This window comes from Curtobacterium sp. 9128 (assembly GCF_007673775.1).
In the GTDB taxonomy this organism is placed as follows: Bacteria; Actinomycetota; Actinomycetes; order Actinomycetales; family Microbacteriaceae; genus Curtobacterium.
Genome location: NZ_VEAF01000004.1, coordinates 274001 through 298507, shown reverse-complemented (window position 1 = coordinate 298507; position 24507 = coordinate 274001). Strand labels below are relative to the sequence as shown.

At 71.8% G+C, this 24507-nt stretch carries 26 protein-coding genes; 5 read left to right on the top strand and 21 right to left on the bottom strand.

The window, feature by feature from the left end:
- Positions 1-30 precede the first annotated feature (30 nt).
- From FS641_RS10280 to FS641_RS10265, 4 genes are all read right to left on the bottom strand, one after another.
- Positions 31-1185, bottom strand: coding sequence for a heparan-alpha-glucosaminide N-acetyltransferase domain-containing protein (locus FS641_RS10280; RefSeq protein ID WP_144763425.1), 1155 nt, complete (start codon positions 1183-1185; stop codon positions 31-33).
- 4 nt (positions 1186-1189) lie between these two features.
- Complete coding sequence (locus tag FS641_RS10275) at positions 1190-2560, bottom strand: FAD-dependent oxidoreductase (protein WP_144763423.1); 1371 nt, start codon at positions 2558-2560, stop codon at positions 1190-1192.
- Positions 2561-2645: 85 nt separating this feature from the next.
- Positions 2646-3722, bottom strand: coding sequence for a polyprenyl synthetase family protein (locus FS641_RS10270; RefSeq protein ID WP_144763421.1), 1077 nt, complete (start codon positions 3720-3722; stop codon positions 2646-2648).
- Positions 3723-3765: 43 nt separating this feature from the next.
- Entirely contained in the window at positions 3766-4557 is a 792-nt protein-coding gene (locus tag FS641_RS10265) for a demethylmenaquinone methyltransferase (RefSeq protein ID WP_144763419.1), read from the bottom strand.
- 64 nt (positions 4558-4621) lie between these two features.
- On the opposite strand from FS641_RS10265, the gene FS641_RS10260 reads away from it, so the two are divergent.
- On the top strand, positions 4622-5881 hold the full coding sequence (locus FS641_RS10260; protein WP_144763417.1) for an isochorismate synthase MenF: 1260 nt from the start codon (positions 4622-4624) through the stop codon (positions 5879-5881).
- A 446-nt stretch (positions 5882-6327) separates the two neighbouring features.
- Here FS641_RS10260 and menD read toward each other — a convergent pair whose 3' ends face one another.
- Both menD and FS641_RS10250 read right to left on the bottom strand, forming a co-directional pair.
- Positions 6328-7995 (bottom strand): 2-succinyl-5-enolpyruvyl-6-hydroxy-3-cyclohexene-1-carboxylic-acid synthase, encoded by a 1668-nt coding sequence (gene menD / locus FS641_RS10255; RefSeq protein ID WP_313957799.1) that lies wholly within the window; start codon positions 7993-7995, stop codon positions 6328-6330.
- A gap of 58 nt (positions 7996-8053) precedes the next feature.
- A complete protein-coding gene (locus tag FS641_RS10250; protein ID WP_144763415.1) occupies positions 8054-8407 on the bottom strand; it encodes a PLD nuclease N-terminal domain-containing protein in 354 nt (117 codons plus the stop codon).
- Between the two features lie 64 nt (positions 8408-8471).
- Between FS641_RS10250 and FS641_RS10245 the strand changes: the two genes are divergently transcribed.
- The gene (locus FS641_RS10245; RefSeq protein WP_144763413.1) at positions 8472-8795 is read left to right on the top strand and encodes a DUF4229 domain-containing protein; all 324 of its coding nucleotides are present in this window, start codon (positions 8472-8474) and stop codon (positions 8793-8795) included.
- A gap of 13 nt (positions 8796-8808) precedes the next feature.
- Here the strand turns inward: FS641_RS10245 and FS641_RS10240 are convergent, their stop codons facing one another.
- The 4 genes from FS641_RS10240 to FS641_RS10225 are packed head-to-tail and all read right to left on the bottom strand — an operon-like array spanning position 8809 to position 12467.
- Positions 8809-9804, bottom strand: coding sequence for a 1,4-dihydroxy-2-naphthoate polyprenyltransferase (locus FS641_RS10240; protein WP_260855778.1), 996 nt, complete (start codon positions 9802-9804; stop codon positions 8809-8811).
- Between the two features lie 11 nt (positions 9805-9815).
- Complete coding sequence (locus FS641_RS10235; RefSeq protein ID WP_186317691.1) at positions 9816-10961, bottom strand: AMP-binding protein; 1146 nt, start codon at positions 10959-10961, stop codon at positions 9816-9818.
- Positions 10961-11890, bottom strand: coding sequence for a 1,4-dihydroxy-2-naphthoyl-CoA synthase (locus tag FS641_RS10230; protein WP_144763410.1), 930 nt, complete (start codon positions 11888-11890; stop codon positions 10961-10963). The genes FS641_RS10235 and FS641_RS10230 overlap by 1 nt, the downstream gene beginning before the upstream one ends.
- Before the next feature lie 31 nt (positions 11891-11921).
- Positions 11922-12467, bottom strand: a complete 546-nt coding sequence (locus FS641_RS10225) for a hypothetical protein (RefSeq protein WP_144763409.1) — start codon at positions 12465-12467, stop codon at positions 11922-11924.
- Between the two features lie 134 nt (positions 12468-12601).
- Here FS641_RS10225 and FS641_RS10220 point away from each other — a divergent pair, with 134 nt between their 5' ends.
- A complete protein-coding gene (locus FS641_RS10220) occupies positions 12602-13612 on the top strand; it encodes an o-succinylbenzoate synthase (RefSeq protein WP_260855777.1) in 1011 nt (336 codons plus the stop codon).
- A 742-nt stretch (positions 13613-14354) separates the two neighbouring features.
- Here the strand turns inward: FS641_RS10220 and ccsB are convergent.
- From ccsB to FS641_RS10190, 6 genes are all read right to left on the bottom strand, one after another.
- Positions 14355-15353, bottom strand: coding sequence for a c-type cytochrome biogenesis protein CcsB (ccsB, locus tag FS641_RS10215; protein WP_144763405.1), 999 nt, complete (start codon positions 15351-15353; stop codon positions 14355-14357).
- Between the two features lie 5 nt (positions 15354-15358).
- A complete protein-coding gene (locus FS641_RS10210) occupies positions 15359-17089 on the bottom strand; it encodes a cytochrome c biogenesis protein ResB (RefSeq protein WP_144763403.1) in 1731 nt (576 codons plus the stop codon).
- Entirely contained in the window at positions 17073-17771 is a 699-nt protein-coding gene (locus tag FS641_RS10205) for a cytochrome c biogenesis CcdA family protein (RefSeq protein WP_144763860.1), read from the bottom strand. The genes FS641_RS10210 and FS641_RS10205 overlap by 17 nt, the downstream gene beginning before the upstream one ends.
- 45 nt (positions 17772-17816) lie before the next feature.
- Entirely contained in the window at positions 17817-18464 is a 648-nt protein-coding gene (locus FS641_RS10200; protein WP_144763401.1) for a TlpA disulfide reductase family protein, read from the bottom strand.
- Positions 18461-19117, bottom strand: coding sequence for a histidine phosphatase family protein (locus FS641_RS10195; RefSeq protein ID WP_144763399.1), 657 nt, complete (start codon positions 19115-19117; stop codon positions 18461-18463). The genes FS641_RS10200 and FS641_RS10195 overlap by 4 nt, the downstream gene beginning before the upstream one ends.
- Positions 19118-19184: 67 nt before the next feature.
- Entirely contained in the window at positions 19185-20675 is a 1491-nt protein-coding gene (locus FS641_RS10190) for a SulP family inorganic anion transporter (RefSeq protein WP_144763398.1), read from the bottom strand.
- Positions 20676-20752: 77 nt separating this feature from the next.
- On the opposite strand from FS641_RS10190, the gene FS641_RS10185 reads away from it, so the two are divergent.
- Both FS641_RS10185 and aspS read left to right on the top strand, forming a co-directional pair.
- Positions 20753-21127 carry a MerR family transcriptional regulator gene (locus FS641_RS10185; protein WP_144763858.1) on the top strand — a complete coding sequence of 125 codons (375 nt, stop codon included), beginning with the start codon at positions 20753-20755 and terminating at the stop codon, positions 21125-21127.
- A gap of 148 nt (positions 21128-21275) precedes the next feature.
- Complete coding sequence (gene aspS / locus FS641_RS10180; RefSeq protein WP_144763396.1) at positions 21276-22616, top strand: aspartate--tRNA(Asn) ligase; 1341 nt, start codon at positions 21276-21278, stop codon at positions 22614-22616.
- 78 nt (positions 22617-22694) lie between these two features.
- Here the strand turns inward: aspS and FS641_RS10175 are convergent, their stop codons facing one another.
- The 5 genes from FS641_RS10175 to FS641_RS10155 form a co-directional block, all read right to left on the bottom strand.
- Positions 22695-22988: a Dabb family protein gene (locus FS641_RS10175; RefSeq protein ID WP_144763393.1), complete on the bottom strand. Its 294-nt coding sequence runs from the start codon at positions 22986-22988 to the stop codon at positions 22695-22697.
- Positions 22985-23239: a glutaredoxin family protein gene (locus FS641_RS10170; RefSeq protein ID WP_144763391.1), complete on the bottom strand. Its 255-nt coding sequence runs from the start codon at positions 23237-23239 to the stop codon at positions 22985-22987. The genes FS641_RS10175 and FS641_RS10170 overlap by 4 nt, the downstream gene beginning before the upstream one ends.
- A 115-nt stretch (positions 23240-23354) precedes the next feature.
- Positions 23355-23453: a 30S ribosomal protein bS22 gene (locus tag FS641_RS10165; RefSeq protein WP_003792170.1), complete on the bottom strand. Its 99-nt coding sequence runs from the start codon at positions 23451-23453 to the stop codon at positions 23355-23357.
- 133 nt (positions 23454-23586) lie between these two features.
- Positions 23587-23781, bottom strand: a complete 195-nt coding sequence (locus tag FS641_RS10160) for a helix-turn-helix domain-containing protein (RefSeq protein WP_111080648.1) — start codon at positions 23779-23781, stop codon at positions 23587-23589.
- A 206-nt stretch (positions 23782-23987) separates the two neighbouring features.
- The gene (locus tag FS641_RS10155) at positions 23988-24503 is read right to left on the bottom strand and encodes a helix-turn-helix transcriptional regulator (RefSeq protein WP_144763389.1); all 516 of its coding nucleotides are present in this window, start codon (positions 24501-24503) and stop codon (positions 23988-23990) included.
- Positions 24504-24507: the final 4 nt, after the last annotated feature.

The following is a 24507-nucleotide window of genomic DNA, read 5'->3' as shown; positions in this document are numbered from 1 at the left end:
GCCCGGCGCGCCCCCGGCGCGCCCGTCCGGTCAGCGCGTGGTCGCGGACACGATCCGGGCGACGAGCCGCTCCGCCGGCCCGCGCCCGAGGAACCGGGTCCACACCAGGGCGAACACGGTCGCACCGATCGCGAACCACCACCAGGTCGACGCCTGCTGCGGGAGCGGCGGCAGCACGGCGATGACGACGAGGTGCAGCGCGTAGATCGTCAGCGGCATCGACCCGACCGCGGCGAGCGGCGCGGCGATCCGCCGTGCGAGCGCACCCCGGCCGTCGAACAGCAGCGTGCAGAGCCCGATGACGGCGACCGCGACACCGCCGGTGCCGACGACGTCGACGATCGACGACGAGTGGTCCCGCGGCGAGAGGAACACCTGCGCGACCGCCTCCCCCGGTGTCGCCCCCTGCGGGATGAACGGGACGCCGGGGAACGCCTCGTCGGCGTCCGACGGGACGGGCGCTGCGAGCGTGCCGACCACGTACGCCGCCACGGCGACCAGGACGCCGGACGCGAGGAGCGCGATCTGCGTTCGCCGAGCCTCCCCCCACCGGTCCGGCCCGGACACCGCTGATGCGTCGCCCGAGTACCGGCGTGGGCCGAGTGCGGCCCTGGCGACCGCGAGCCCGACCAGGACGTACGTCAGGAACGTGACCACCGGGTAGACCAGACCGAGCTGGACGCCGAACGTGTCGGCGCCCGCGTAGGCGGGGACGATCGCGAGCGCCACCGGAGCCGACAGCAGTGCACAGACGGCCGCGGCGACCGACAGCGCCCATGGCCGCCACCGGAGGACCGGGACGACGAGCAGGAACAGGGCGCCGTAGGTCGGCAAGATGACGTAGACCGGGGTGCCGAGCGCCATGAGCAGGACGCCGATCACCACGACCAGGACGGCGCGGACCGCCAGCCGGGCGCGGATCCGACCGATCTCCGGTGGACCGGGCGGCGCGGTGCGGCCGCTCACCAGACCGACCGAGACGCCCGCGAGGACGGCGAAGAGCGTCGACGACCGCCCGTTCACGACGGCGGACCAGGTGGATGGGTCGGACCAGTCCAGCTGCTCGGCGACGCCGCCCACGTGCGCCGCGACCATGCCCAGCAGCGCGACGGCACGGGCGACGTCGATGCCGACCAGCCGTGCGCCCCGCACCGCGGTGACGGCGGCGGGGTGCACGGCGGTCATCGGGTCAGGTCCGGTCGGCGGCGACGCGTCCGAGGGAGGCGTCGATCATCTCGTCGCGCGGGACGACCTTGACCCGAGCACGGCCCTGGGGCGCACCGAGTGCGATCTCGTGCGCGTCGAGGTTGTGCCAGCCGTCGAGGTCGGTGAACTCGACGCCGCGCTCGCGGAGCAGGGCCGGGACCGCCTCGGGCGACGGGTCTTCGGGGGTCCACCAACTCGCCTGGTCCCCCACGATGTGCTGCACGGTCTCCATCGCGTCGGACTTCGTGTGCCCGATCAGGCCGACCGGGCCGCGCTTGATCCACCCGGTGGCGTACACGCCGGGGATCTGGTTGTTGTCGTCGTCGAGGACCTTGCCCTCGTGGTTCGGGATGACGCCGTGCCGCTCGTCGAACGGCACGCCGGGGACCGGGGAGCCGAAGTAGCCGACGGCGCGGTAGGCGGCCTGGATCGGGATCTCGCGGACCTCGCCGGTGCCCTCGACGCCGCCCTGTCCGTTCGGACGCGTGCGTTCGTAGCGGATGGCGGTGAGCTTGCCGTCCTCGCCGACGAACTCGAGCGGCTTCGCGTAGAAGTGCAGGTGCAGGCGACGGCTGGCGGTTCCGGGCTCGCGCTTCCGCCACTGCTCGAGCACGCGGTTGATGACCATCACCTGCTTGTTCGTCTGGATCGCGGTGAGTGACGCTTCGTCGTGGTCGAAGTCCTCGTCGTACACGACCATGTCGACGTCCGGCACCTCGCCGAGCTCGCGGAGCTCCAGGGGCGTGAACTTGACCTGCGCGGGACCGCGACGACCGAACACGTGCACGTCGGTGACCGGCGAGGCCTTGAGGCCCTGGTACACGTTGTCCGGGATCTCGGTCGGCAGCAGGTCGTCGGCGTGCTTCGCGAGGATGCGGGAGACGTCGAGCGCGACGTTGCCGTTGCCGATCACCGCGACGCTCTGCGCGTTCAGCGGCCAGGTACGGGGCACGTCGGGGTGTCCGTCGAACCAGCTGACGAACTCCGCGGCGCCGTAGGACCCCTCGAGGTCCACGCCGGGGATGTCGAGGTCGGCGTCCTTGACGGCACCGGTGGAGAACACGACCGCGTTGTAGTGCTTCTTGAGGTCGTCGAGAGTGATGTCCTCGCCGAACCGGACGTTGCCGAAGATGCGGATGTCGCCGCGGTCGAGGACGTCGCGGAGGGCGTTCACGATGCCCTTGATGCGCGGGTGGTCCGGTGCGACGCCGTAGCGCACGAGGCCGTACGGCGCCGGCAGCTGCTCGAAGAGGTCGATCGACACGTCGTACGCGTGCGCCTCCCGCAGGAGGATGTCCGCGGCGTAGATGCCGGCGGGGCCGGCGCCGACGATGGCGAGGCGGAGGGTGGGCACGGTTCGTCTCCAGTTTCGTTCGGGTGGGGTGCTCGCGGTCGGTCGGCGTGGTGGTGGTCCTGCGGCCCGACCGGTACCCCGGTCGCTAGTGCGTGCGGTCCACGACGGTCTCCGCGAAGCGGGTGAGCGCCCGTTTCACGACGCCGTCGGGCAGTGGTGCGAGGGCGGCGACGGCTTCGTCCGCCCACTGGCCGGCGAGGGCGCGGGTGGCCGTCGTCGCCTCGTGGTCACGGAGGGCTGCGACGGCGGACAGGTAGACGTCGGTGGTGACGGCCTCGTCCGGGGCGCCGGTGACGTCACGCTCGATGCGTTCCACGAGCGCAGCTGCCCCGGCGTCGGTCGTGGCACGGCGGCGGAGCTGGAGCAGCGGCAGCGTGTCGACCCCGGCGCGGAGGTCGTTGCCGGCGATCTTGCCGGTCTTGTCCTTCGCGGGTGCCAGGTCGATGACGTCGTCGACGAGCTGGAACGCGACGCCGACCTTCTCGCCGAAGGTCCCGACGGCGTCGAGGTACGCGCGGTCGGCACCGGAGAACAGCACACCGGCGCGGGCGGCCGTCGCGATGAGCGAGCCGGTCTTGTCGCTGAGGACCTGGATGTAGTGCTCGAGCGGGTCGTCCTCGGGGCGGGGCCCCGTCGTCTCGTGCAGCTGCCCCATGCAGAGTCGCTGGAAGGTCTCCGCCTGCATCCGGATGCCCTCGGGTCCGAGGTCGGCCGTGATGAGGCTCGCGCGGGCGAACAGCAGGTCCCCGGTGAGGATGGCCACGTTGTTGCCGTAGGTCACGTGTGCGGCGGGCACCCCGCGACGGACGGGCGCCTCGTCCATGACGTCGTCGTGGTACAGCGAGGCGAGGTGGGTCGTCTCGACGCTCACCGCGGCCTTGACCACGTGGTCGGTGACGCCCTTGCCGAGCTGCGCGATGAGCAGCGTCAGCGTGGGTCGGATGCGCTTGCCACCGGCCGAGAGCAGGTACCGGCTCGTGGTGTCGGCGAGGGTGTCGGCGGAGCGCATGGCGTCCTCGAGCCCCTGCTCGACGAGTTCGAGTCCGTCGTCGACCGCGGTGATGAACCGGCGCTCCGCAGGACTGGCGAACAGCCGCTCGCCGATGCCCAGCGAGGCTCGGAGACTCGGTGCGCGGCGTGCGACCGGGACGCTCGGGTTCAAGTGCAACTCCGGGTTCAGGGGAAGTCCGACGGGTGGGAGCCGGTCAGCTGTCGGTCGGCTCGACGGTCGGCTGCTCGCCGGTCGCCTGGTGGTCACGACGGGCCTTCGCCCGGCGGGCGGCCGACTCGCGGACCGTCCCCGCGACGGGCTTGCGTCCGCGGTGCAGTGCGACGATACCGGCCGTGAGGTTGCGGTAGGCGACCATCGTGAAACCGACGCCGCGGAGCCACTGGCTGAGGACCTGCTGTTCCGGCCACGCCTCGATCGACTCCGCGAGGTACTGGTACGCAGCCGGGTTGCTGCTCGACAGCTTGGCGATGCCGGGGAGGACCCGCTTGAGGTAGGTGCCGTACCCGAACCGCAGTGCGGCGAGCGGCGGCGTCGAGAACTCGCAGATCACGACACGGCCGCCGGGCTTCAGGACGCGGAGCATCTCGCCGAGGGCCTGCATCGGGTCGTTGACGTTGCGCAGCCCGAACGAGATCGTGACGGCGTCGAAGGTGTCGTCGTCGAAGGGCAGGTGTTCGGCATCGCCCTCGACGAAGGTGATCTCGGGGTGGCGCTCACGACCGACGGCGATCATGCCCGCCGACAGGTCGAGCGCCGTGACGTCGGCGCCCTTCTTCGCGAACGCGGCAGCGCTCGTCCCGGTGCCGGCGGCGATGTCGAGCACGCGCTCGCCCGGTCGGGGTTCGACGGCGCGGACGGTCGCGACCCGCCACAGCGGGGCGTTGCCGGCGGAGAGGATGTCGTTCGTCAGGTCGTACTTCTCCGCGACGTCGTCGAACATGGCCGCCACTTCGTCCGGCCGCTTGTGCATGTCCGCTCTGCTCACCCAACCAATCCTAGAGGTCCGTCCCGTGCGTTCCCGGGACACGCGGCGCGCGTACGATCGTCCCGTGACCCGAACCGCCACGGCGGCTGCGCCGCTCACGGTCTCGACCCGGATCCTCGACGATCCGGGCGCCGTGCTCCGACACACCCTCCCCGACGCTCCGCTCGCCTTCGTCCGCGGCGGCGACGGCATCGTCGGCATCGGCGAGGCGCTCCGGTTCGAGTTCTCCGGCCCCGGTCGGATGCGCGACGCCGCCGCGGTCTGGCGCTCCATCGTCGAACGGGCGGTCGTCGACGACCCCGTCCAGCTGCGCGGCTCCGGCCTGGTGGCGTTCGGGGCGTTCGCGTTCGCGGACGACTCGGCCGCGAGCAGCGTGCTCATCGTCCCGCGTGTCGTCGTCGGCCGCCGACGTGGCAAGGCCTGGCTGACGGCCGTCGACACCACGGTGGACCCGGCACCGCTGGCGTTCACCAGGACCTCGGTCCCCGTCCCGCACGTCGGGCCGCACCTGTCCGTCGCGTTCGCACCGGGAGCCATCGACGAGGACGCGTACGCCGCGTCCGTCGCCGAGGCGGTCCGGCGGATCACCGCGGGCGCGGCGGAGAAGGTCGTCCTCGCCCGCGACCTGGTCGGCACGCTCCCGCCGCGGGCCGACCGCCGTGCGCTCCTCCTCGACCTCGCCGAGGCCTACCCGCAGTGCGTCACCTTCGCCGTGGACGGGCTCGTCGGCGCCACCCCGGAGACCCTCGCACGCACCGACGGCACACGGCTGACCGCCCGGGTGCTCGCCGGCAGTGCCGCGCGGGGCACGGACGCGGTCTCCGACCGTGCGGCCGCCGAGGCCCTGGCGGCGAGCGCGAAGGACGTCTCCGAGCACGCCTTCGCGATCCGCAGTCTCGTCGACGCGCTCCGACCGCTCGCCACGGACCTCCGTGTCGATGCCGAACCCTTCCGGCTGCAGCTGCCGAACCTGTGGCACCTGGCCAGCGACGTGCAGGCGACCCTGCCGGTGGGGACGACCTCGCTCGACGTCGCCGACGCCCTGCACCCGACCGCCGCCGTCGCGGGGACACCGACGGACGTCGCGGTCCGGCTCGTCGCCGAGCTCGAGGGGGTCGACCGCGGGCGCTACGCCGGTCCCGTCGGGTGGCTCGGCGCGTCCGGTGACGGGGAGTGGATGCTCGCGCTCCGGAGTGCCGAGATCGGTGCGGACGGCTCGGTGCGGGCGTGGGCGGGTGCCGGCATCGTCGGCGAGTCGGACCCGGCCCGCGAGGTCGCTGAGACCGCACTGAAGTTCCGGCCGATCCGCGACGCCCTGGCCTGAGCCAGCCCCGCACCGTGCGGTGTTGCCGGCCGCCGTACCGTGCAGAGTTGCTGGCCGCCGTACCGTGCAGAGTTGCTGGCCGCCGCACCGTGCGGGGTTGCCGGCTGGGGCAGCGCCGAGCGGGCATCGGCCCCGCCGTAGGTCCGCACGGTGCACCGTTCACCCCGCCGCACCGTGCGGGGTTGCCGGCTGGTGTGCCGTTGGTCGGCCCGTGCCGCGCAACACCCCTGCACCGAGCGGCCAACGCCGCACCAGCGCGAGCGGGCAGCGCCGAGCAGGCAGCCGCCCGGCCGTAGGTCCGCACGGTGCGCCTTTCGCCCCCGCCGCACCGTGCGGGCTTGCCGCCTGGTGCGCCGTTGGTCGGCCCGTGCCGCGCAACAGCCCTGCACCGAGCAACCAACGCCGCACCAGCCCGAGCAGGCCGCGCCGAGCCGCCGCCGCACCGCTCAATCGGCCAGCGGCACCTCGATGACGACCCGCTCCGCGGGATCGGTGAGCACCTGCTCGAGGTCGCCCCAGGTCGCAGCTCGGCGGTACTCCCACCCGAGGCCCGTCACGACCCGCTCGACGTCGACGTGCTGTGGCGTCGTCATCATCCGGCGCATGTCCTCTGCCGGGGTCGTCTCCGCCACCTCGAGGCCGCGGAAGATCGCCCCACCGGCGTCGTTCCCCACGACGACCTGCACCCGACTGGTGCGTTCCTCGGTCCCGGTGACGAACGCACCGAGGTCGTGCAGCAGCGTGAGGTCGCCGAGCAGTACCCGTGTCGTCCCGCCGGGCGCCTGCGTCTGCTCGAGCGCCGCCGCGATGCCGAGCGCCGTCGACACCGTCCCGTCGATGCCGGCGAGACCGCGGTTCGCGTGGACCCGGATCTTCTTCCCGGGGACGCGGCCGTCCGCGACCCGGATGATCTGGGAGGCGCCGAGCACCAGGCGGTCGTGCGGCCAGGTGACGCCCCACACGGCGTCAGCGAGCATGGCCCGGTCGACCGGTCGGCGGCGGAGCGCCACCTCGTCCCGGAGGAACCGGTTGCGTTCACTGCGGTCCGCGGACCGCTTGGCGTCGAGGTCGGGTCCGGCATCGCCGTCGCCGAGCGCGGCCCGGCTCGCGGCCACCCAGCGTCCCACCCACGCACGGTGCTCGGGTCGGGTCCGGCCCGTCACGGTGACGTCCTCGACCAGCCGGGAGGCTCGGCTCGGGTCGAACGGGTCGGCCCCCGTCGCGCGGACGGTCACCACCTCGACGTCGTCCCGCCGCAGGAGCGCCGGCACCTCGCGACTGAGCGTCGGGTGCCCGAGCACGACGGCACGCCGCACGCGACCACCGAAGTCCGGGTCACCGAGGAGCTCGCGGTAGGTGACGACGAGGTTCCGTCCGAACCGGGCACCGCTCGACACCTCGGCGAGCAGCGGCGCACCGAGTTCCCACGCGATCCGTTCGGCGTCCGCCCCGGCGTCGTGCCCGGCGATCACCACGGTCGCGGGCTCGTCGTCCGGGGCGAGCTCGGCGACGGGCAGCCCCGTGTGGGTGCGTCGGCGCGCGAAGGCGAGGTCCACCTCGTCCTCGGGGACCGGCTCGACGTCCTCCAGCGTCGCGGAGAGCGGTTCGCGGAACGCGACGTTGAGCTGCACCGGGCCCGGCTGTCCGGTGTGGCCCGATGCCGCGGCGACGGCCTCGCGGACCAGTGCGCGCACGGTGTCCCTGGTGCTGGCGTCGACGCCGTGCACGGTGGGTGCGGCGACGTCGCGGACGAAGGACACCGCGTGCGCGAAGATCCCCGGCTGGACGGTGGTCTGGTTGCTGCCGATCCCGCGGAGCTCGTCCGGGCGGTCGGCCGAGACGACGACCATCGGCACGCCGGAGTGGTACGCCTCGAGCACGGCGGGGTGCAGGTTCGCCACGGCCGTCCCGGAGGTCGTCACGACGGCTGCGGGGCGACCGGTCTCGACGGAGAGCCCGAGCGCGAAGAACCCGGCCGTCCGCTCGTCGAGCCGGACGTGCACGGTGATGCCGCCGGCGCGTTCGAGTGTGACCGCCGCCAGGGCGAGGGCCTGCGAGCGCGATCCGGGACTCACGACGACGTCGGTGACGCCGGCGCGGGCGAACTCCTGCAGGAGCGTGACGGCGAAGTCGGACGCCGGGCTGCCGGAACCGGGACGGGAGCCGCCGCCGTCAGCGATCGGTGCGGCCGTCGTCGTCGGTGTCGTGGAACTGTTCTTCGAGGTTGCGGAGGGTCGCGTCGTCCTGGTCCTTGTCCGTGCGGGTCCGCTCGGGAGCGTGCTCGCCGAGGAAGTCCGGATCGTCTTCAGGACCACGGTACCGGGGCTGGGGCGACGCCGACGCGGGTGCGCGGCCGAGCAGGAACCAGAGGACCCCGCCGAGCACGGGCAGCACCACGATCAGGAGGATCCAGACGCCGCGTCCCAGCGAGCGGATGCGCTGGCGCGGCATGGTCGCGCAGTCGATGAGCGCGTACACCGTGAACGCCAGAGCGGCGACGATGACGACGAGCCACAAGCGGACCATGCCGTGCAGTGTAGGTCGCCAGGCTGTGACCGGCCTCACGGTTGCGCGTCCGTAGACTTGCCGGGTGAAAGCGTGGCTCGTCTACACCCTCGCCCGTCTCGGCATCTTCGCGGCGGCGCTCGTCGTGCTCTTCGTGATCGGACTGCCGTGGTACTGGGCGACGATCGGGGCGGCGCTCATCGGGCTGCTCGTGTCGTACATCGCCCTGCCGAAGCTCCGGGTCCAGGTGACGACGAGCATGGCGAACCGCCGGGTCCGGCCCGAGCACGACGTCGACTCCGACTTCGAGGACGACTTCGTCGACGCCGAGGACTCCGAGGCGCCGGCCGCGCGCCCGGTCTCCGACGCCGAGCGGCACGCCGAACGCCGCGAGCACCCGACCGACTGAGCGCGGCGGGCGGCTACGGCTGGATCGCGAGCATGACGCCGAGCACGACGCCGTAGGCGAGGGACGCGAACGACGACAGCTGCAGCGCGGTGATGAGTTCGCGCGGCTTCCGGGAGGAGATCCCGATGGCGAGTGCCGGCAGGGCGAGCAGCAGCGAGAAGTACGCGAACCCGGTGCGGAAGTAGAGCAGGACGAACCACACCAGCAGCACGTACGGCAGCAGCAGGAACACGCCGTAGAGCACCCGGGCGACGGGCAGCCCGACGACCACCGCGAGGGTGCGCTTGTGCGCCAGCCGGTCCTCGTCGACGTCGCGGATGTTGTTCACCATGAGCACCGCGCAGGCGAAGAAGCCGGCGGCGAGGGCGGCAGCCCAGCCGCTCGCCGTGACCTCCCGGATCAGCACGAACTGGGTGCCGAGCACGGCGACGAGGCCGAAGAACACGAACACGAAGAGCTCACCGAGGGCGTTGTACCCGTACGGCTTCTTGCCGCCGGTGTAGAACCACGCGGCGACGATCGCCGCGGCCCCGACGGCGAGGAGCCACCAGAGCTGGGTGAGCACGACGATGACGATGCCGGCCACGGCGGCGAGGCCGAAGAACGTCAGCGCAACGGTCAGCACCGTGCGGGGCTTCGCGATGCCGGCGCCGGTGAGGCGAGCGGGCCCGACGCGGAACTCGTCCGTCCCCCGCACGCCGTCCGAGTAGTCGTTGCTGTAGTTCACGCCGATCTGCAGGAACAGCGCGACGAGCAGCGCCATGACGGCGACGAGCAGGTGGTGGTCGGTCGCCAGGTACGCGCCGAAGTCGCCGCTGATCCCGCTGTCGACGAAGCCCACCGTGGTCCCGAGCACCACGGGGACGACGCCGAGGGTGAGCGTGCGGAGGCGCGCCCCGCCGATCCAGTCCCGTGCGGTCGCACGTCCACGACGGTCCACCGGTGTCGCGGCCTTCGCCGGGTTCCCGGACCTGCCCTGCTTGTGCGTCTCGTTCTTCGCTCGTGCCACGACCGTCGATCTTATCCGCGCGGCCGACGGTCGGCGACGAGCCCCAGGACGGCACGGCGGTCCGGCTTGCCGGACGGGAGCATGGGGACCCGGTCGACGACCACGACGTCGGCGGGCCGAGCCGCCCGGCCGAGCACCGCCCCGACGTGGTCCCGGACCACCGCGAGGTCGATCGGCACCGCGGTGACGACGACGGGGACCTCCCCCCACTCCCCCGCGTCGCGTCGGGTGACGACCGCGGCGTCCTGCCCGGGCAGCTCGCGGACGTGGCGTTCCACCAAACCGAGCGGCACCTTCTCGCCGCCGGAGATGACGACGTCGTCGAGCCGACCGAGTACCTGGACGCGGTCGCCGTCGAGCGTCGCAGCGTCGCCCGTGCGGTACCACCGCAGTCCCGCGTCCTCGACGAAGGTCGCCGCGGTGCGGCTCGGGTCGTCGAGGTAGCCCTCGGCGAGCATCGGGCCGTGCAACCAGAGCTCACCGTCGACGAGCCGGGTCTGCACGGTGCCGAGCGGACGACCGTCGTACACGCAGCCGCCGCTCGTCTCGCTCGCACCGTACGTGGTGACGATCCGCACGCCGGCCGTCGTCGCGCGTTCCCGGAGCGGGAGCGGGGTGGCCTGGCCGCCGACGAGGACCGCGTCGAAACGGGCCAGTGCGGCAGTCGCCCGCGGGTCGTCGAACACGCGGGCGAGCTGCACCGGGACGAGGGAGGTGTAGCGCCGCGGGGCCGCCGGGCCGGTGACCAGCCGATCGGCCGCGTCGGCGAACGCCTCGGCGTCGAAGTGTCCCGGCGGCACGACGGACGGCGTCGTGCCCGCGGCGATCGACCGGGTGAGCACGTTGAGGCCGGCGATGTAGTGCGTGGGGAGCGCGAGCACCCAGCCCCCCGGTCCCCCGAGGGCGGCGTCCGCCGCTGCCGCTCCGGCGAGGAGCGCCTCGGACGAGAGCGCGACGCGCTTGCCGGTGCCGGTGGACCCGCTCGTCTCGACCACCAGGGCGACCCGGCGCTCCACGTCGGCCGGAGCCGGCGTCGGCAGCGCCGGTGCACCCTCGGCGACGGGGAGCAGTGCGGGACCGCCGGCGAGCGCGGCCTCCAGGCCGTGCAGCACCGCCGTCGGGTCGGAGGTGCCGATCCGGACCAGGGGGCGGGGCATCAGTAGTGCCAGGGGAAGGACGTCCACTCGGGGGCGCGCTTCTCGAGGAAGGAGTCGCGACCCTCGACGGCTTCGTCGGTGCCGTACGCCAGGCGGGTGGCCTCGCCGGCGAAGACCTGCTGGCCGACCATGCCGTCGTCGACGGCGTTGAACGCGTACTTGAGCATCCGGATCGCGGTCGGGGACTTGCCGAGGATGATCTCGCCCCAGCGGATCGCCTCGCGCTCGAGGTCCTCGTGCGGGACGACGGCGTTGACCGCACCCATCTCGTACGCGCGCTGCGCGGAGTACTCCTGCGCGAGGAAGAAGACCTCGCGCGCGAACTTCTGCCCGATCTGCTTGGCGTAGTAGGCGCTGCCGTACCCGCCGTCGAACGAGCCCACGTCGGCGTCGGTCTGCTTGAACTTCCCGTGCTCGGCGCTCGCGATCGTGAGGTCGCAGATCGCGTGCAGCGAGTGCCCGCCGCCCGCTGCCCAGCCCGGGACGACCGCGATGACGACCTTCGGCATCATCCGGATGAGGCGCTGGACCTCGAGGATGTGCAGTCGTCCCATCGACGCCTGTGCTGCAGCGGGGTCGACGCCCTCCGGCGGTGCGCCCTCGTCGCCGACGTACTGGTAGCCGCTCCGGCCACGGATGCGCTGGTCGCCGCCGGAGCAGAACGCCCAGCCGCCGTCCTTCGGGCTGGGGCCGTTGCCGGTGAGCAGCACGACGCCGACACGGGGGTCCTGGCGGGCGTCGTCGAGGGCGCGGTACAGCTCGTCGACCGTGCGGGGGCGGAACGCGTTGCGGACCTCGGGCCGGTCGAAGGCGATCCGGACGATGCCCTTCGACGCGTGCTTGTGGTAGGTGATGTCGGTGAAGGACGCGGCTGCCGGAGCAGTCGTCCAGACGTCGGGGTCGAACAGGTCGGACACGGTGTCGGGCATGCCTCCAACCTACCGAGCCGTCCCGGGGGTGCTACCCGCCCATCTCCGTGAGCAGCTCGGGCGCCACCGTCACCACGATGACGATGAGGATCACCGGGTTCGCGACGAAGGCCACCACGACACCGATCGCGCCGTACCACCGACCGAATCCGCCCACCGCGGCGATGAAGCCGAGGACCGCCGCCGCCAGGGTCAGGAACACGACGACGAAGCAGATCCCGAACGCGAACGTCGTGTCGCCGCCCATGAACACCGCGAAGGCACTGGCGTCGACCGCCGCCGACACGATGGCCAGACCGAAGGCGATCTTGCCGACCAGGGGGTTGCGGCGCCGCCGCGGGGCGTTCGTCGCGCGGACGTCGACGGTGTTGCTCCGCATCAGCCGAGCGAACTCGTCGGTGTCGCGGGACGGCGTGCGCCCGGCGGCGGCGGTGCGTGCCGGGGTGTTCTTGGCGGCGGGGGTGTTCTTGGTTGCCGGGTTGTTCTTGGCGGCCGGTGTGTCGGCCGACGCTCGCGCGTTCCGTCCGGGGGTGGCGGGCGCGTACCGCGACGACCGCTGGTGCGGATCAGACGCCACGTGGCCTCCCTCAGGTCGGACGGTCGTCGTCCACCTGGGCCGACCGATGCATGCTAATGCCCTGCCCTGGCGGTCGCCTCCGAGGAACCGTGACGTCGCCTGGACGCCGAGGGACCGCCTGCGAGGATGGGTCCGTGCTCCCCGACCTCAGCGATCTCCTCGCCGACGCCCACGTCGTCGCCCTGCCGATGCGCGTCCGGTTCCGCGGCATCACGACGCGCGAGGCCCTCGTGCTCCGCGGGCCGGAGGGCTGGACGGAGTTCTCCCCGTTCGTCGAGTACGACGACACCGAGTCCGCCGCCTGGCTCCGGGCGGCGATCGACTTCGGGTGGACCGCGCACTCCCCCGCAGCCGAGTCGGTCGCGGTGAACGCCACGGTGCCAGCGGTCACGCCGGACGCCGTCGCGGGGTTGCTCGCGCGCTACCCGGGATGCACGACCGCGAAGGTCAAGGTCGCCGAACCGGGAACCACGATCGACGACGACGTGGCCCGGGTCGCCGAGGTCCGGCGGGCGATGAGGCCCGACGCGTCCGTGCGGGTCGACGCGAACGGGCTGTGGAGCGTCGACCAGGCCACCGAGGCGCTCGAACGACTCGCGCCGTTCGACCTGCAGTACGCCGAGCAGCCGTGCCGGACCGTCCCCGAGCTCGCGGCGCTGCGGGAGCGGATCGCCGGGCTCGGTGTCCGGATCGCCGCGGACGAGAGCGTGCGGAAGGCCTCCGACCCGTTGGCGGTCGCGCGGGCCGGTGCGGCGGACGTGCTCGTCGTGAAGGCGCAGCCCCTCGGTGGGGTGACCGCGGCCAGAGCCGTCATCGCCGAGGCCGGCCTGCCGTGCGTGGTGTCGAGCGCGTTGGACACGTCGGTCGGGCTCGGGATGGGGGCGTTCCTCGCCGCTGCCGCGATGTCCCCCGGGTACGCGGCTGGGCTCGGCACGGCGGCGATGTTCGAGGGTGACGTCACCGACCGGCCGCTCCTGCCGGAGGACGGGCGGATCGCGGTGCGGCGGGTGTCCCCGGCGCCGGCGATGCTCGAGCGGTTCGCCGCGGCGCCGGAGCGGGTCGCGTGGTGGCGTGCTCGGCTCGAGCGGGTGCATGCGGTGCTCGGGGCCAGGGCGGAGGCCGGGGACGTCGCGACCGCCGAGTAGCGGGGCGCTTTCGGGGCTTGCGCTGAGCTCGCGCGGGGTCCTCGTGTGTCGTGCGGGCCCCACCCCGAGGTTCGCCGAGCGGTCTCGACACCCCGCTCATGTCCGCCGAATGGTCACGACTCGTTGGCCGCGCAGCGGGCGTACGACGTTTCCTGGCCGCTCGGCGAGCGGCACGCGGGGTGTCGTGACCGCTCGGCCGGCGCCCGCAACCGCGGACCGCGCCCGCAGACCGCACCCGCGCCGCAACCTCGCCAGCACTCGCGCATCGCCGCCGGGCCTGAGCCGCCGGACCGGCACCGCGCCTCCAGTCCGGGACGCGCCGCTCCCGCGGGCCGCCGACCCGGTCGGAGTCGCACGACTCGCCGCTCACGTCCGCCGGGGTCGCACGACTCGCCGCTGGCGACGCTCGAGGTTCCGCAATCACGGAACCTCACCCGCAACCGGTCGCCCGCACGCCCATACGCCCCCACCCCGCACCCCGCACCGCACGACGCACCCCGTCGCAACCGGGCGCATCGCACGGAGGCGGGTGCAACGCCGTGTCACGACGGGGGCCGATGCCCCGAGGACCGCCGACCCGGTCGAGGTCGCGCGACTCGCCGCTCACGTCCGCCGGGGGTCGCACGACTCGCCGCTCGCGACGCTCGAGGTGCCGCAATTGCGGAACCTCGCCCCCGCCCGCTCGAGGTTCCGTAATCACGGAACCTCGTCGGCGCGGGTCGGCCACGCCGCCGCCCCGGGCTCAGAGACCGGAGTAGCTGTGCAGGCCCTTGAAGAACACGTTCACGACAGAGAAGTTGAACATCACCGCGGCGAAGCCGATGAGCGCCAGCCAGGACGACCGGGCACCACGCCACCCGCGGGTCGCACGGGCGTGGATGTACCCGGCGTAGACGACCCAGATGATGAAGGTCCAGACCTCCTTGGTGTCCCAGCCCCAGTAGCGACCCCAGGCACGCTCGGCCCAGATCGCGCCGGCGATGAGCGTGAAGGTCCAGAGCACGAACCCGACGAGCAGGACCCGGTAGGTCAGGACCTCGAGGCGGTCGGCGTCGGGCAGCGTCTCCATGAAGCGGATCTTCTTCGACGCCGCCGGGTGGCCCTGACGGTAGGTCTGGACGAGCTGCGAGACCGCGAGCCCGGCGCCGAGCGCGAAGAACCCGGTGCCCGCGATCGCCACGAAGACGTGGATCACGAGCCAGTACGACTGCAGCGCCGGCTGGAGCGGCACGACCGGGACGTAGTAGTTCACGGTCGCGATGCCGAGCAGGATGAGCGTCAGGCCGGAGATGAAGACCCCGAGGAACTTCAGGTTCTGCCAGAACTGCACGAGCAGGAAGATCAGCACGATGAGGCCGGTGCCGGTCAGCGAGAACTCGAACATGTTGCCCCACGGCACACGGTCGGCCGCGATGCCACGGAGGACGATCGAGCCGACGTGCAGCACGAGCGCGAGGATCGTCATCGCCATGCCGACCCGCTCGAAGCGGGAGCCACTGCGGCCGGACCCGGTCCTCGCCGGTGCCTCGACCCGTTCGAGGACCACGGTGCCGCCCTGCACGGTCGCGACCGTCTTCGCGGCGGCCTGCTGCCCGGACGGCGCGGACTGCGCACCGGCCGCGGCCGACACATCGCCCGCGCGCTTGGCCATGTCCAGCGCGAACGAGATGAACGCGACGACGTAGACGGCCATCGCCGAGTACGTGAGGACGACCGAGTAGGTCGCGAGGTTCGTCGTCATGTCATTCACTGGGGCATCCTAACTCCGAGGTCCGACGTGTGCCGCGTGGCGATCTCGCCGACGGCACGCTCGAGATTGGGGTCCTCGCCGCGGGCGAGCCCCGCGTACTCGAGGTCGTACTCGCCGTGCTCGGCACCCGTGCGGGGAACCACCTTCACCCAGACGCGGCGGCGCGGGACGAAGAGCGAGGTCAGCAGCCCGAGCACGGCGAGGACGGCGAAGCCGCCGACGACGAGCTGGGACGGGTCGTGGTGCACGTCGAGCGAGACGTACCGCTTGACCCCGTTGAACGTGATCGACCCGGCGTCACCCGGCAGCTGCTTCGTCTGCCCCGGCTTCAGCTGGATGCTCGGCGTCTCCGCCTTGGTCCCGGCGATCTGCTGCAGACCGCTGGTGTCGAGCTGGTAGACGCTCCGCGGCACACCGTCGTCGAGCCCGAGGTTGCCGGTGTACACCTGCAGCGACAGCAGCGGGTTCTCGGTGTCCGGGTAGTTCGAGGTGAACGCACCGGTGCCGAGCTTGACCGCGGTCGGGTAGAAGAACCCGACCATGCCGAGCTGCTCGGGTGCGGCGTCCGGCACCTTGATGACGCCGGTCGAGGTGTAGTTCGCGTCGGCGGGCAGGAACGGCACATCGTCGCGGAAGGCCACGTTGCCGTCGCCGTCGCGGACGGTGACGTCCATGGCGTAGCCGTTGCCGAGGAGGTAGACGTTCGTCCCGCCGATCGACAGCGGGTCGTTGACGCCGAGCCGGCTGGTCTTCGGCTCGCCGCCCTTCACGCGACTCGTGACCGTGGCGGAGTAGTCGAGCGCCTGGCCGAGGGCGTTGAGGTTCCGCTCCTCGTACTTCGTGACGAACTTGTCGAGCGTCAGGTTGTAGCCGTGCAGCTGCCCCTGGTTGAACCAGCGTCCCGGGTTGAAGGAGTCGTACGACCCCAGCACGTTCGAGAACGTCTGCCCCTCGACCAGGAGCCGCTGCCCGGTGTAGCCGAAGCCGCCGCCGACGCCGACTGCCAGGAGCACCCCGACGAGCGCCGCGTGGAAGACGAGGTTGCCGGTTTCCCGCAGGTAGCCGCGCTCCGCACTCACCGAGTCGCCGAACCGCTCGACGCGGTACCCGGAGCGCTTCAGGACCGCCATGGCGCGCGTCACCGCGCGTTCGACCGACGGGAGGCCCGTGGCCGCGTCCGTCTCGGCCGCTCCGTCCGCCACCGTGTCGCGCTCGACCGGGACGCTGCGGAAGCCCGCCAGTCGCGTCAGGCGCACCGGGGTCTTCGGCGGACGGGTGCGCAGCGCCTGCCAGTGGTGCCGCGTGCGCGGCACGATGCAGCCGATCAGCGAGACGAAGAGCAGCAGGTAGATCGCGGAGAACCACACCGAGGTGTAGGTGTCGAACACCTGGAGCTTGTCGAGGATCGGGTAGAGCGTGGCGTGGTCGGCCTTGTACTGCACGACGCCGTTCGGGTCAGCCGTGCGCTGGGGCACGAGGGACCCGGGGATCGCCGCGAGCGCGAGCAGCATCAGCAGGAACAGCGCCGTGCGCATGCTCGTCAGCTGCCGCCAGAAGAACCGGAGGTACCCGATGAATCCGAGCTTCGGCTGGTTCACGCCGCCGTCGGGGACAGGTGCCGCCGTCCCGTCGACGTGGTCGGACGGGCGCTGCGGGTCGGAGACGGCGTCGGTCCCCTCGCTCGTGCTCGGGTCCGTCACGTCGTCGGTCTCAGACTGCCGGGACATAGCTCTGGATCACCGCCCCGACGCTCGACATGACGGTCGACCAGATGCCGGTGACCATGAGCAGACCGATGACGATCAGGATCGCTCCTCCGATGATGTTGACGACGCGCATGTGGCGCTTGACGGCACGGATCGCTCCCGAGGCCCACCCGGCGCCGAGGGCGACGAGCAGGAACGGGATCCCGAGGCCGAGGCAGTACGCGACGCCGAGCCACATGCCCTGCCAGGCGCTGCCGGACTGCACGCTCAGCAGGTTGATGGCGGCGAGGGTCGGGCCGAGGCACGGCGTCCAGCCGAGGCCGAACACGATGCCGAGGAGCGGTGCCCCGACGAGCCCGGTCGCCGGGGTCCAGGACGGCTTCAGGGTGCGCTGCAGGAACGTGAAGCGCCCGACGAACACCAGGCCCATCAGGATCACGACGACCCCGAGCACCTGCGTGATGACGTCACGCCACCGGACCAGCCAGAACCCGAGCGCGCCGAACACCGTGGTGTACGCCACGAACACGGCCGTGAAGCCGAGGACGAAGAGCAGCACCCCGAGGACCACGCGGCCCCGTCCCCGACCGCCCTCCGCCACGCCACCGACGTACCCGAGGTACCCGGGGACGAGCGGCAGGACGCACGGCGAGAGGAACGACACCAGCCCCGCGAGCAGCGCCACCGGGAGGGCGACGAGCATCTGCCCGCTGAGGATCGCGTCGGAGAAGGGGTTGCTGGTCACGGGTCAGGACGCCTTGCCGCTGCCCGTGAGCTCGTCGCTGACCAGGGTGTCGAGGATGCTCGTGCTGTCGACGGCACCGAGGACCCGTGCGGCGACGCGGCCCTGCTTGTCGAGGACGATCGTCGCGGGGACGGCGTTCGGCGCGATCTGTCCGGACAGTGCGAGCTGCATCGTCCCGGAGTCGGCGTCGAGCACGGTCGGGTAGTCGACCTTGAACGTGCGCTCGAAGGCCTCGGCGGTGGCCTTCTGGTCGCGGACGTTCACGCCGATGAACTGCACCTGGTCGTCGGTGTACTTCGCGTGTACCTCGTTGAGGTACTTCGCCTCGGCACGGCAGGGCGGGCAGCTGGCGTACCAGAAGTTGAGCACGACGACGCGGCCGCGGAGGGACTTCGCGGTGACGTCGTCGCCGTCCATGGTCTTCGCGTCGAAGTCGACGGTGTCCGTGCGCTTGTCCTGCGCGACCTCGGTCACGGCGCCGTCACCGGAGATGTAGTTCTGCGTCGTGCCGCTGCCGTACTGCTTCGACAGCGCGTCGCTGCCGCCGGACGAGCACCCGGTCAGGGCGATCGCGGCGACGAGCGCGGTCGCCCCGACGGCGAGGAGCCGCCGCCTCGTGCTGCGCGTGGTGCTGGTGCTGCGCTCGGTCACACTGCTCCTTCGTCGATCGCCGTCCCGCGGAGTTCCCGAGCGGGATCCGCGTACCCGACCTCGGTGAACCGACCCTTCGGCGTGGCGGGCACACGCTCGAGGGTGGTGATGCTCGACAGGTCGCAGCGCCGCTGACGCGGGTCGTGCCACAGAGGCTCGCCCGCGAGTCGGCGGTGCACCATCCAGATCGGCAGCTGGTGACTGACCAGGACGACGTCGCCGCCGTCCGTGCTCTCCCACGCCGTCGTCACGGCGGCGAGCATGCGGTTGGCGATGGACTCGTAGGCCTCGCCCCAGCTCGGTCGGAGGGGGTTCGCGATCCAGGGCCACTCGGTCGGACGGCGGAGCGAGCGCTTGGTGAACCCGGGGGGCTGGCCCTCGTAGCGGTTCGTCGGCTCGATGAGGCGCTCGTCGAGCGTGACGTCGAGCCCGTAGGCGGCGGCCCAGGGCGCGGCGGACTCCTGGGTGCGCTGCAGCGGGGACGCGATGATGCGGCGCACGTCGACGCCGGCGTCCTTCCACGTGGTCGCGGAGGCCGTGGCCATCTCCGTGCCGAGTTCGCTCAGTCCGAAGCCCGGGAGTCGCCCGTACAGCACACGGTTCGGGTTGTGTACCTCGCCGTGCCGCACGAGGTGGATTCGGGTCGCGGGCATGGGTTCCAGTCTAGATCGCTCATCCGTTCCCACCCGCCGCCCAGGGGATCCACGGCTTCGGGAGCGTTCAGTCGAGGTGCCCGGACAGCCGCCCGTGCAGCGCCACCGAACCGGTGTTGAGGTTGACGACGTCGACGGTCGACCCGTGCTTCGCGAACCGCTGTTCCACCCCGTCGAGGGCCGCGACGGTGCTCGCGTCGAAGACGTGGGCATCGGACATGTCGATCACGACGTGTTCGGGGTCCTCGGCGTAGGAGAACCGGGTGACGAGGTCGTTCGAGGACGCGAAGAACAGCGCACCACGCACCCGGTAGCGCACCGTGCGCTCGTCGACGGGTTCCCGCTCGACGGTCACGACGTGCGCGACCCGGCGGGCGAACACGAGCGCCGCGACGACGACCCCGACGATCACGCCGGTGGCGAGGTTGTCCGTCACGACGACCACGACGACGGTGATGACCATCACCGCGGTCTCCCCGAGCGGCATCCGGCCGAGGGTCCGCGGCCGGATGCTGTGCCAGTCGAAGGTCGCCACACAGACCATGAGCATCACCGCCGTGAGCGCCGCCATCGGGATCTGTGCGACGACGTCGTGCAGCACGATCGTGAGCACGAGCACGGACAGGCCCGCGACGAAGGTCGAGATCCGCGTGCGGGCACCGGCCGTCTTGACGTTGATCACCGTCTGGCCGATCATCGCGCACCCTCCGGTGCCGCCGAAGAACGCGGACGCAATGTTCGCGACGCCCTGCCCCCACGACTCGCGCCACTTGCTGGAACCGGTCTCGGTGATCGCGTCGACGAGCTGTGCGGTCAGGAGCGTCTCGATCAGCCCGACGATCGCCATGCCGAATGCGTACGGGGCGATGATCGTGAGCGTGTCGAGCGAGAACGGCACGGTGATGCCGGAGAACCCGGGGAGCGCGGTCGGCAGGGCGCCCTCGTCACCGACCGTCGGCACGGTGACGCTGAACACGATCGTGATCGCGGTGACGACCACGACCGCGATGAGCGGCGCCGGGACCGCCTTGGTCAGGAACGGGAAGCCGACGATGATCGCGACGCCGAGCGCCGTCAGGGGCCAGACGACCAGGGGGACGTCGTGACCGAGGAGGTTCGGGAGCTGTGCCGTGAAGATGAGGATGGCGAGGGCGTTCACGAAGGCGACGTTGACGCTGCGCGGGATGAAACGCATCAGGCGCGCGACACCGAGGAAGCCGAGCACGAGCTGGATCACGCCGCCGAGCACGATCGTCGGGACGAGGTACTCGATGCCGTGCTCGCGGACCAGCGGGGCGATCACGAGCGCCACCGAACCGGCCGCAGCGGACACCATCGCGGGACGACCGCCGACGATCGCGATCACGACGGCGATGACGACGCTCGAGAACAGCCCGACGGCCGGGTCGACGCCCGCGACGACCGAGAACGAGATCGCCTCGGGGATGAGCGCGAGCGCCGTGACGACGCCCGCGAGGACCTCGCGGGTGAGCAGGCGGGGCGAGCGGAGGGTGGCGAGGACGCTCGCCGGAGCGGGAGCGGAGGTCAGGGTCGTCATCGCGCCCAACCCTACCCTCACGTGAGGGTAGGGTTGAGCACGTGAACCACGAGGACGACCAGCACGACGCCGGGACCATGCACATCGGCGAGCTCGCCGACCGCGCCGGGATGTCCCTCCGCACGATCCGGCACTACGACGAGGTCGGCCTCCTCGTCCCGAGCGGTCGCACCGCCGGGGGCTTCCGCGTCTACACCGAGCAGGACCTGCAGCGCCTGCTCGTCATCCGCCGGATGAAGCCGCTCGGGTTCTCACTCGAGGAGATGGGTGACCTCCTCAGCATCGTCGACGGGCTCCCCGGCACGGATCCGGACGACACGGCTGCACGCGCAGCGCGCCTCGACGCCTTCCTGGAGGACGCGCGGGCCCGCCATGCGAAGCTCGTCGAGCGCGCGGGCATGGCGGAGGAGTTCATCGGGACGCTGAGCACCCTCCGCCAGACGCTCCCCTGACGAACCGGCTGCGCGGCGACGCGAACCGGCCACGTCGATGACGCTCGCGGCCAGACGGCGGCGATCCGGGCCTCCAGTCCGGACCTGTGGACGACCTGCAGCGGGTGCCGACCCGTGCAGAACCGGCGGCCCGGTAGACTCGACGACCGTGATCGAACGCACCCGCATCAGCGACCTCGCCGCACTCCCCGACGGTCCCGTCTCCGTGGCCGGATGGGTCGAGACCGTCCGCGACCAGAAGAAGGTGCAGTTCGTCGTGCTCCGCGACGAGACCGGCGCCGTCCAGCTCGTCAACCCGGCGACGCGCGAGGCGACGGAGGGCGACGACGCCTCCCGGATCGCGCTCGGCATCACCGAGGAGATCTCCGGCCTCGCGCACGGCACGTTCGTCCACGTGCGGGGCACCCTGAAGCACGACGAGCGCGTCAAGCTCGGCGGCCTCGAGGTCAAGGTCGGCTCGCTCGAGGTCATCAGCGCGGCGATCCCGGAGACGCCGATCGCCGACGACTCGTCGCTCGACAAGCGCCTCGACTGGCGGTTCATCGACCTGCGCAACCGCAAGCAGAACCTCATCTTCCGCATCCAGACCACGCTCGAGCACGCGTTCCGCACCTACTGGGTCGAGCGCGACTTCATCGAGATCCACACCCCGAAGCTGATGGCCTCGGCATCGGAGTCGCGTGCCGAGCTCTTCCAGCTCGAGTACTTCGAGACGACGGCCTACCTGGCGCAGTCGCCGCAGAACTTCAAGCAGATGGCACAGCCGGCCGGCTTCGGTGCCGTGTTCGAGATCGCCGACGCGTTCCGCGCCGACCCCTCGTTCACGAGCCGCCACGCCACGGAGTTCACCAGTGTCGACGCCGAGTTCTCGTGGATCGAGTCGCACGAGGACGTCATGGCGATGCACGAGGAGGTCCTCGTCGTCGGCATCACCGCCGTCAAGGAGAAGTACGGCGACGCCATCCAGGAGGTCTTCGGCTTCGAGCTGCAGGTCCCGACGACCCCGTTCCCCCGCGTCACCCTGGCCGAGGCCCGGAAGATCGTCGCGGAGAGCGGCCACGACGTGGTCCGCGCCGACGGCGACCTCGACCCCGAGGGCGAGCGCCGCGTCTCCGCCTGGGCCAAGGAGCACCACGGCTCGGAGTTCGTGTTCGTGACCGACTACGACGCGTCGATCCGGCCGTACTACCACATGCGTCACGCCGACGACCCGACGCTCACGAACAGCTACGACCTGCTGTTCAACGGGGCCGAGATCTCCACCGGCGCGCAGCGTGAGCACCGCGTCGAGGTCCTCACCGCGCAGGCGGAGGAGAAGGGCCTCGACCCGGCCGAGCTCGGCTGGTACCTCGACTTCTTCCGCTACGGCGTCCCGCCGCACGGCGGCTTCGGCATGGGCCTCGCCCGCGTCCTGATGCTCATGCTCGGTGAGCCGTCGATCCGCGAGGTCACCTACCTCTTCCGCGGCCCGACGCGCCTCACCCCGTAGTCGTCACGCAACGGCGACGGCCCCCTTCCGCTTCCGGAAGGGGGCCGTCGCCGTCGTGGCCGGGCCTGGAGGCGCGGCTCAGCTCTCCCAGTCGATGGCGGCCCGCCCCGTGACGAGTCCGCGGATCTCCGCTGCCGCAGCCTGGTGGTCCGGGTGCACCTGGTACTCGTCGAGCCCGGCGACGTCGTCGAACGTCGCGACGACGGCGACGTCCTGGTTCTTGCCCGGGTACGCGACGTTCTCGACGACCTGCAGCGTGCGGATCGACGGCACCACCCCGACCAGGCCGTGCAGGAGTGCACGGATGCGGTCGATCGATGCGTCCCGGTCGAGGTCCGCCCGGAGCGTCCACGAGACGACGTGCTGGATCATGCGGAGGCTCCTGCCTTCTCGAGGGCACGGGCGAGGCGGTCCTCGTCCACGCGCCAGTTGCTGTGCACGCGGCCGTCGACGAGCACGACCGGGATGTCCTCGGCGTACTCGAGCCGGAGGGCGTCGTCGTCGAGGATCGACTTCTCGGTGAGCGTCACCCCCGGGTACGCGGCGACGACGCGCTCGACGACGGGTCGGGCGTCGTCGCAGAGGTGGCATCCGGGCTTGGTCAGGAGCGTCACGTCTGGCATGCCCTCAGCGTAGTGCGGGGTCGCTCGGCAGGCCCGCTGCGCCGGTGCGGCCTGAGCGCCCCCGGGGAATGCGAAAGCCCCGGCGAACCGGGGCTTCTGCGGCAAGTCCTCGGACTTACTTCTTGTTGCGACGCTGGTGGCGCGTCTTGCGAAGGAGCTTGCGGTGCTTCTTCTTCGCCATGCGCTTGCGACGCTTCTTGATGACAGAACCCATGTGGACCTCGCTCGGACTGATGCTGATGTACGGACACCGGGCCGATGAAGCCGCGGAAAATCAACCTGCCCGATCCTACCGGAGCCCCGCTCGGATGTCGAACGGGCCGGGACGCAGCGGTGGGGCGACGGACTCAGCCGACGTCCGCGATGCCACCGCGGAGGACCTCGGCCACGGCCGACTCCGGGACCCGGAACGACCGGCCGAACCGGATCGCGGGGAGCTCGCCCGCGTGCACCATCCGGTAGACCGTCATCTTCGACACGCGCATCATCTCGGCGACCTCCGCGACGGTGAGGAAGCGCACGTCGTCGAAACTGCCGGTCATGGTCCGCCTTCGGGTGGGCTCGCATCCGGGCTCGGATGCGGGAGTCAATGTGTGACCTGAGTGGTCTCTGGTAACTGTAGGGGCGCGTGCGTCCCCGTGTCCAGCATGTCCGGGATCGCTGGAAGGCGGGTGCAGAACCCCTGGTGCGCGCCTGTGTCGCGGTCGTCGGACAGCGCCCATGCGGGGCCGCCCGACGGTGCCTTCGTTCAGTCGTCCTCGGCGCGCTTGGTGAACCGCCGCCGAGAGCTCTCCACGACGCGCTCCCAGCCCTGCTGGGCCCCGGAGAACGCGGCCGTCGCCCGGTACGAGGCCTCGGCCATCACCCGACCGAGTTCGGTGCCGACCTCCACGGTGGCCTTGCCCGCTGCGCCGTTCCGACGGACCGAGACGGGCTGCCCGTCGGGGGTCCAGGCCGTGGTGGCCGGGGTGCCGTCAGCGTCGACCGCGCCGGTGAAGGGGACGACCCACTCCTCGATGTGGAGCAGGGGCTCCGGGTCGAGGCGGTAGTAGCGGTGCTGCCCTTCCTCCCGACTCGTGACGAGTCCGATGTCCCGGAGGACCCGGAGGTGCTTGGACACCGTGGGCTGGCTGACGCCGAGCTTCTCGACGAGCTGGCCGACGCTGAGCTCGCCGCCGGTCGCGTCGGAACCGTAGGCCGCGAGGAGCGTCCCGAGGAGTTCCCGCCGCGTCGGGTCCGCGACCACGGTGAAGATGTCGGCCATGGGG

Coding starts and splice junctions, on each gene's coding strand:
- FS641_RS10250 (WP_144763415.1), bottom strand. CDS start 8,407: ATGGTCCGCTTGTGGCTCGTCGTCATCGTCGCCGCTCTGGCGTTCACG.
- FS641_RS10175 (WP_144763393.1), bottom strand. CDS start 22,988: ATGATCCAGCACGTCGTCTCGTGGACGCTCCGGGCGGACCTCGACCGG.
- FS641_RS10170 (WP_144763391.1), bottom strand. CDS start 23,239: ATGCCAGACGTGACGCTCCTGACCAAGCCCGGATGCCACCTCTGCGAC.
- FS641_RS10210 (WP_144763403.1), bottom strand. CDS start 17,089: ATGTCCCGGCAGTCTGAGACCGACGACGTGACGGACCCGAGCACGAGC.
- FS641_RS10230 (WP_144763410.1), bottom strand. CDS start 11,890: ATGCCCGACACCGTGTCCGACCTGTTCGACCCCGACGTCTGGACGACT.
- FS641_RS10155 (WP_144763389.1), bottom strand. CDS start 24,503: ATGGCCGACATCTTCACCGTGGTCGCGGACCCGACGCGGCGGGAACTC.
- FS641_RS10235 (WP_186317691.1), bottom strand. CDS start 10,961: ATGCCCCGCCCCCTGGTCCGGATCGGCACCTCCGACCCGACGGCGGTG.
- FS641_RS10190 (WP_144763398.1), bottom strand. CDS start 20,675: ATGACGACCCTGACCTCCGCTCCCGCTCCGGCGAGCGTCCTCGCCACC.
- FS641_RS10185 (WP_144763858.1), top strand. CDS start 20,753: ATGCACATCGGCGAGCTCGCCGACCGCGCCGGGATGTCCCTCCGCACG.
- FS641_RS10165 (WP_003792170.1), bottom strand. CDS start 23,453: ATGGGTTCTGTCATCAAGAAGCGTCGCAAGCGCATGGCGAAGAAGAAG.
- FS641_RS10205 (WP_144763860.1), bottom strand. CDS start 17,771: ATGCTCGTCGCCCTCCCGGTGGCGCTGCTCGCGGGGCTGGTGTCGTTC.
- FS641_RS10280 (WP_144763425.1), bottom strand. CDS start 1,185: ATGACCGCCGTGCACCCCGCCGCCGTCACCGCGGTGCGGGGCGCACGG.
- FS641_RS10195 (WP_144763399.1), bottom strand. CDS start 19,117: ATGCCCGCGACCCGAATCCACCTCGTGCGGCACGGCGAGGTACACAAC.
- FS641_RS10160 (WP_111080648.1), bottom strand. CDS start 23,781: ATGACCGGCAGTTTCGACGACGTGCGCTTCCTCACCGTCGCGGAGGTC.
- ccsB (WP_144763405.1), bottom strand. CDS start 15,353: ATGACGACGAACCTCGCGACCTACTCGGTCGTCCTCACGTACTCGGCG.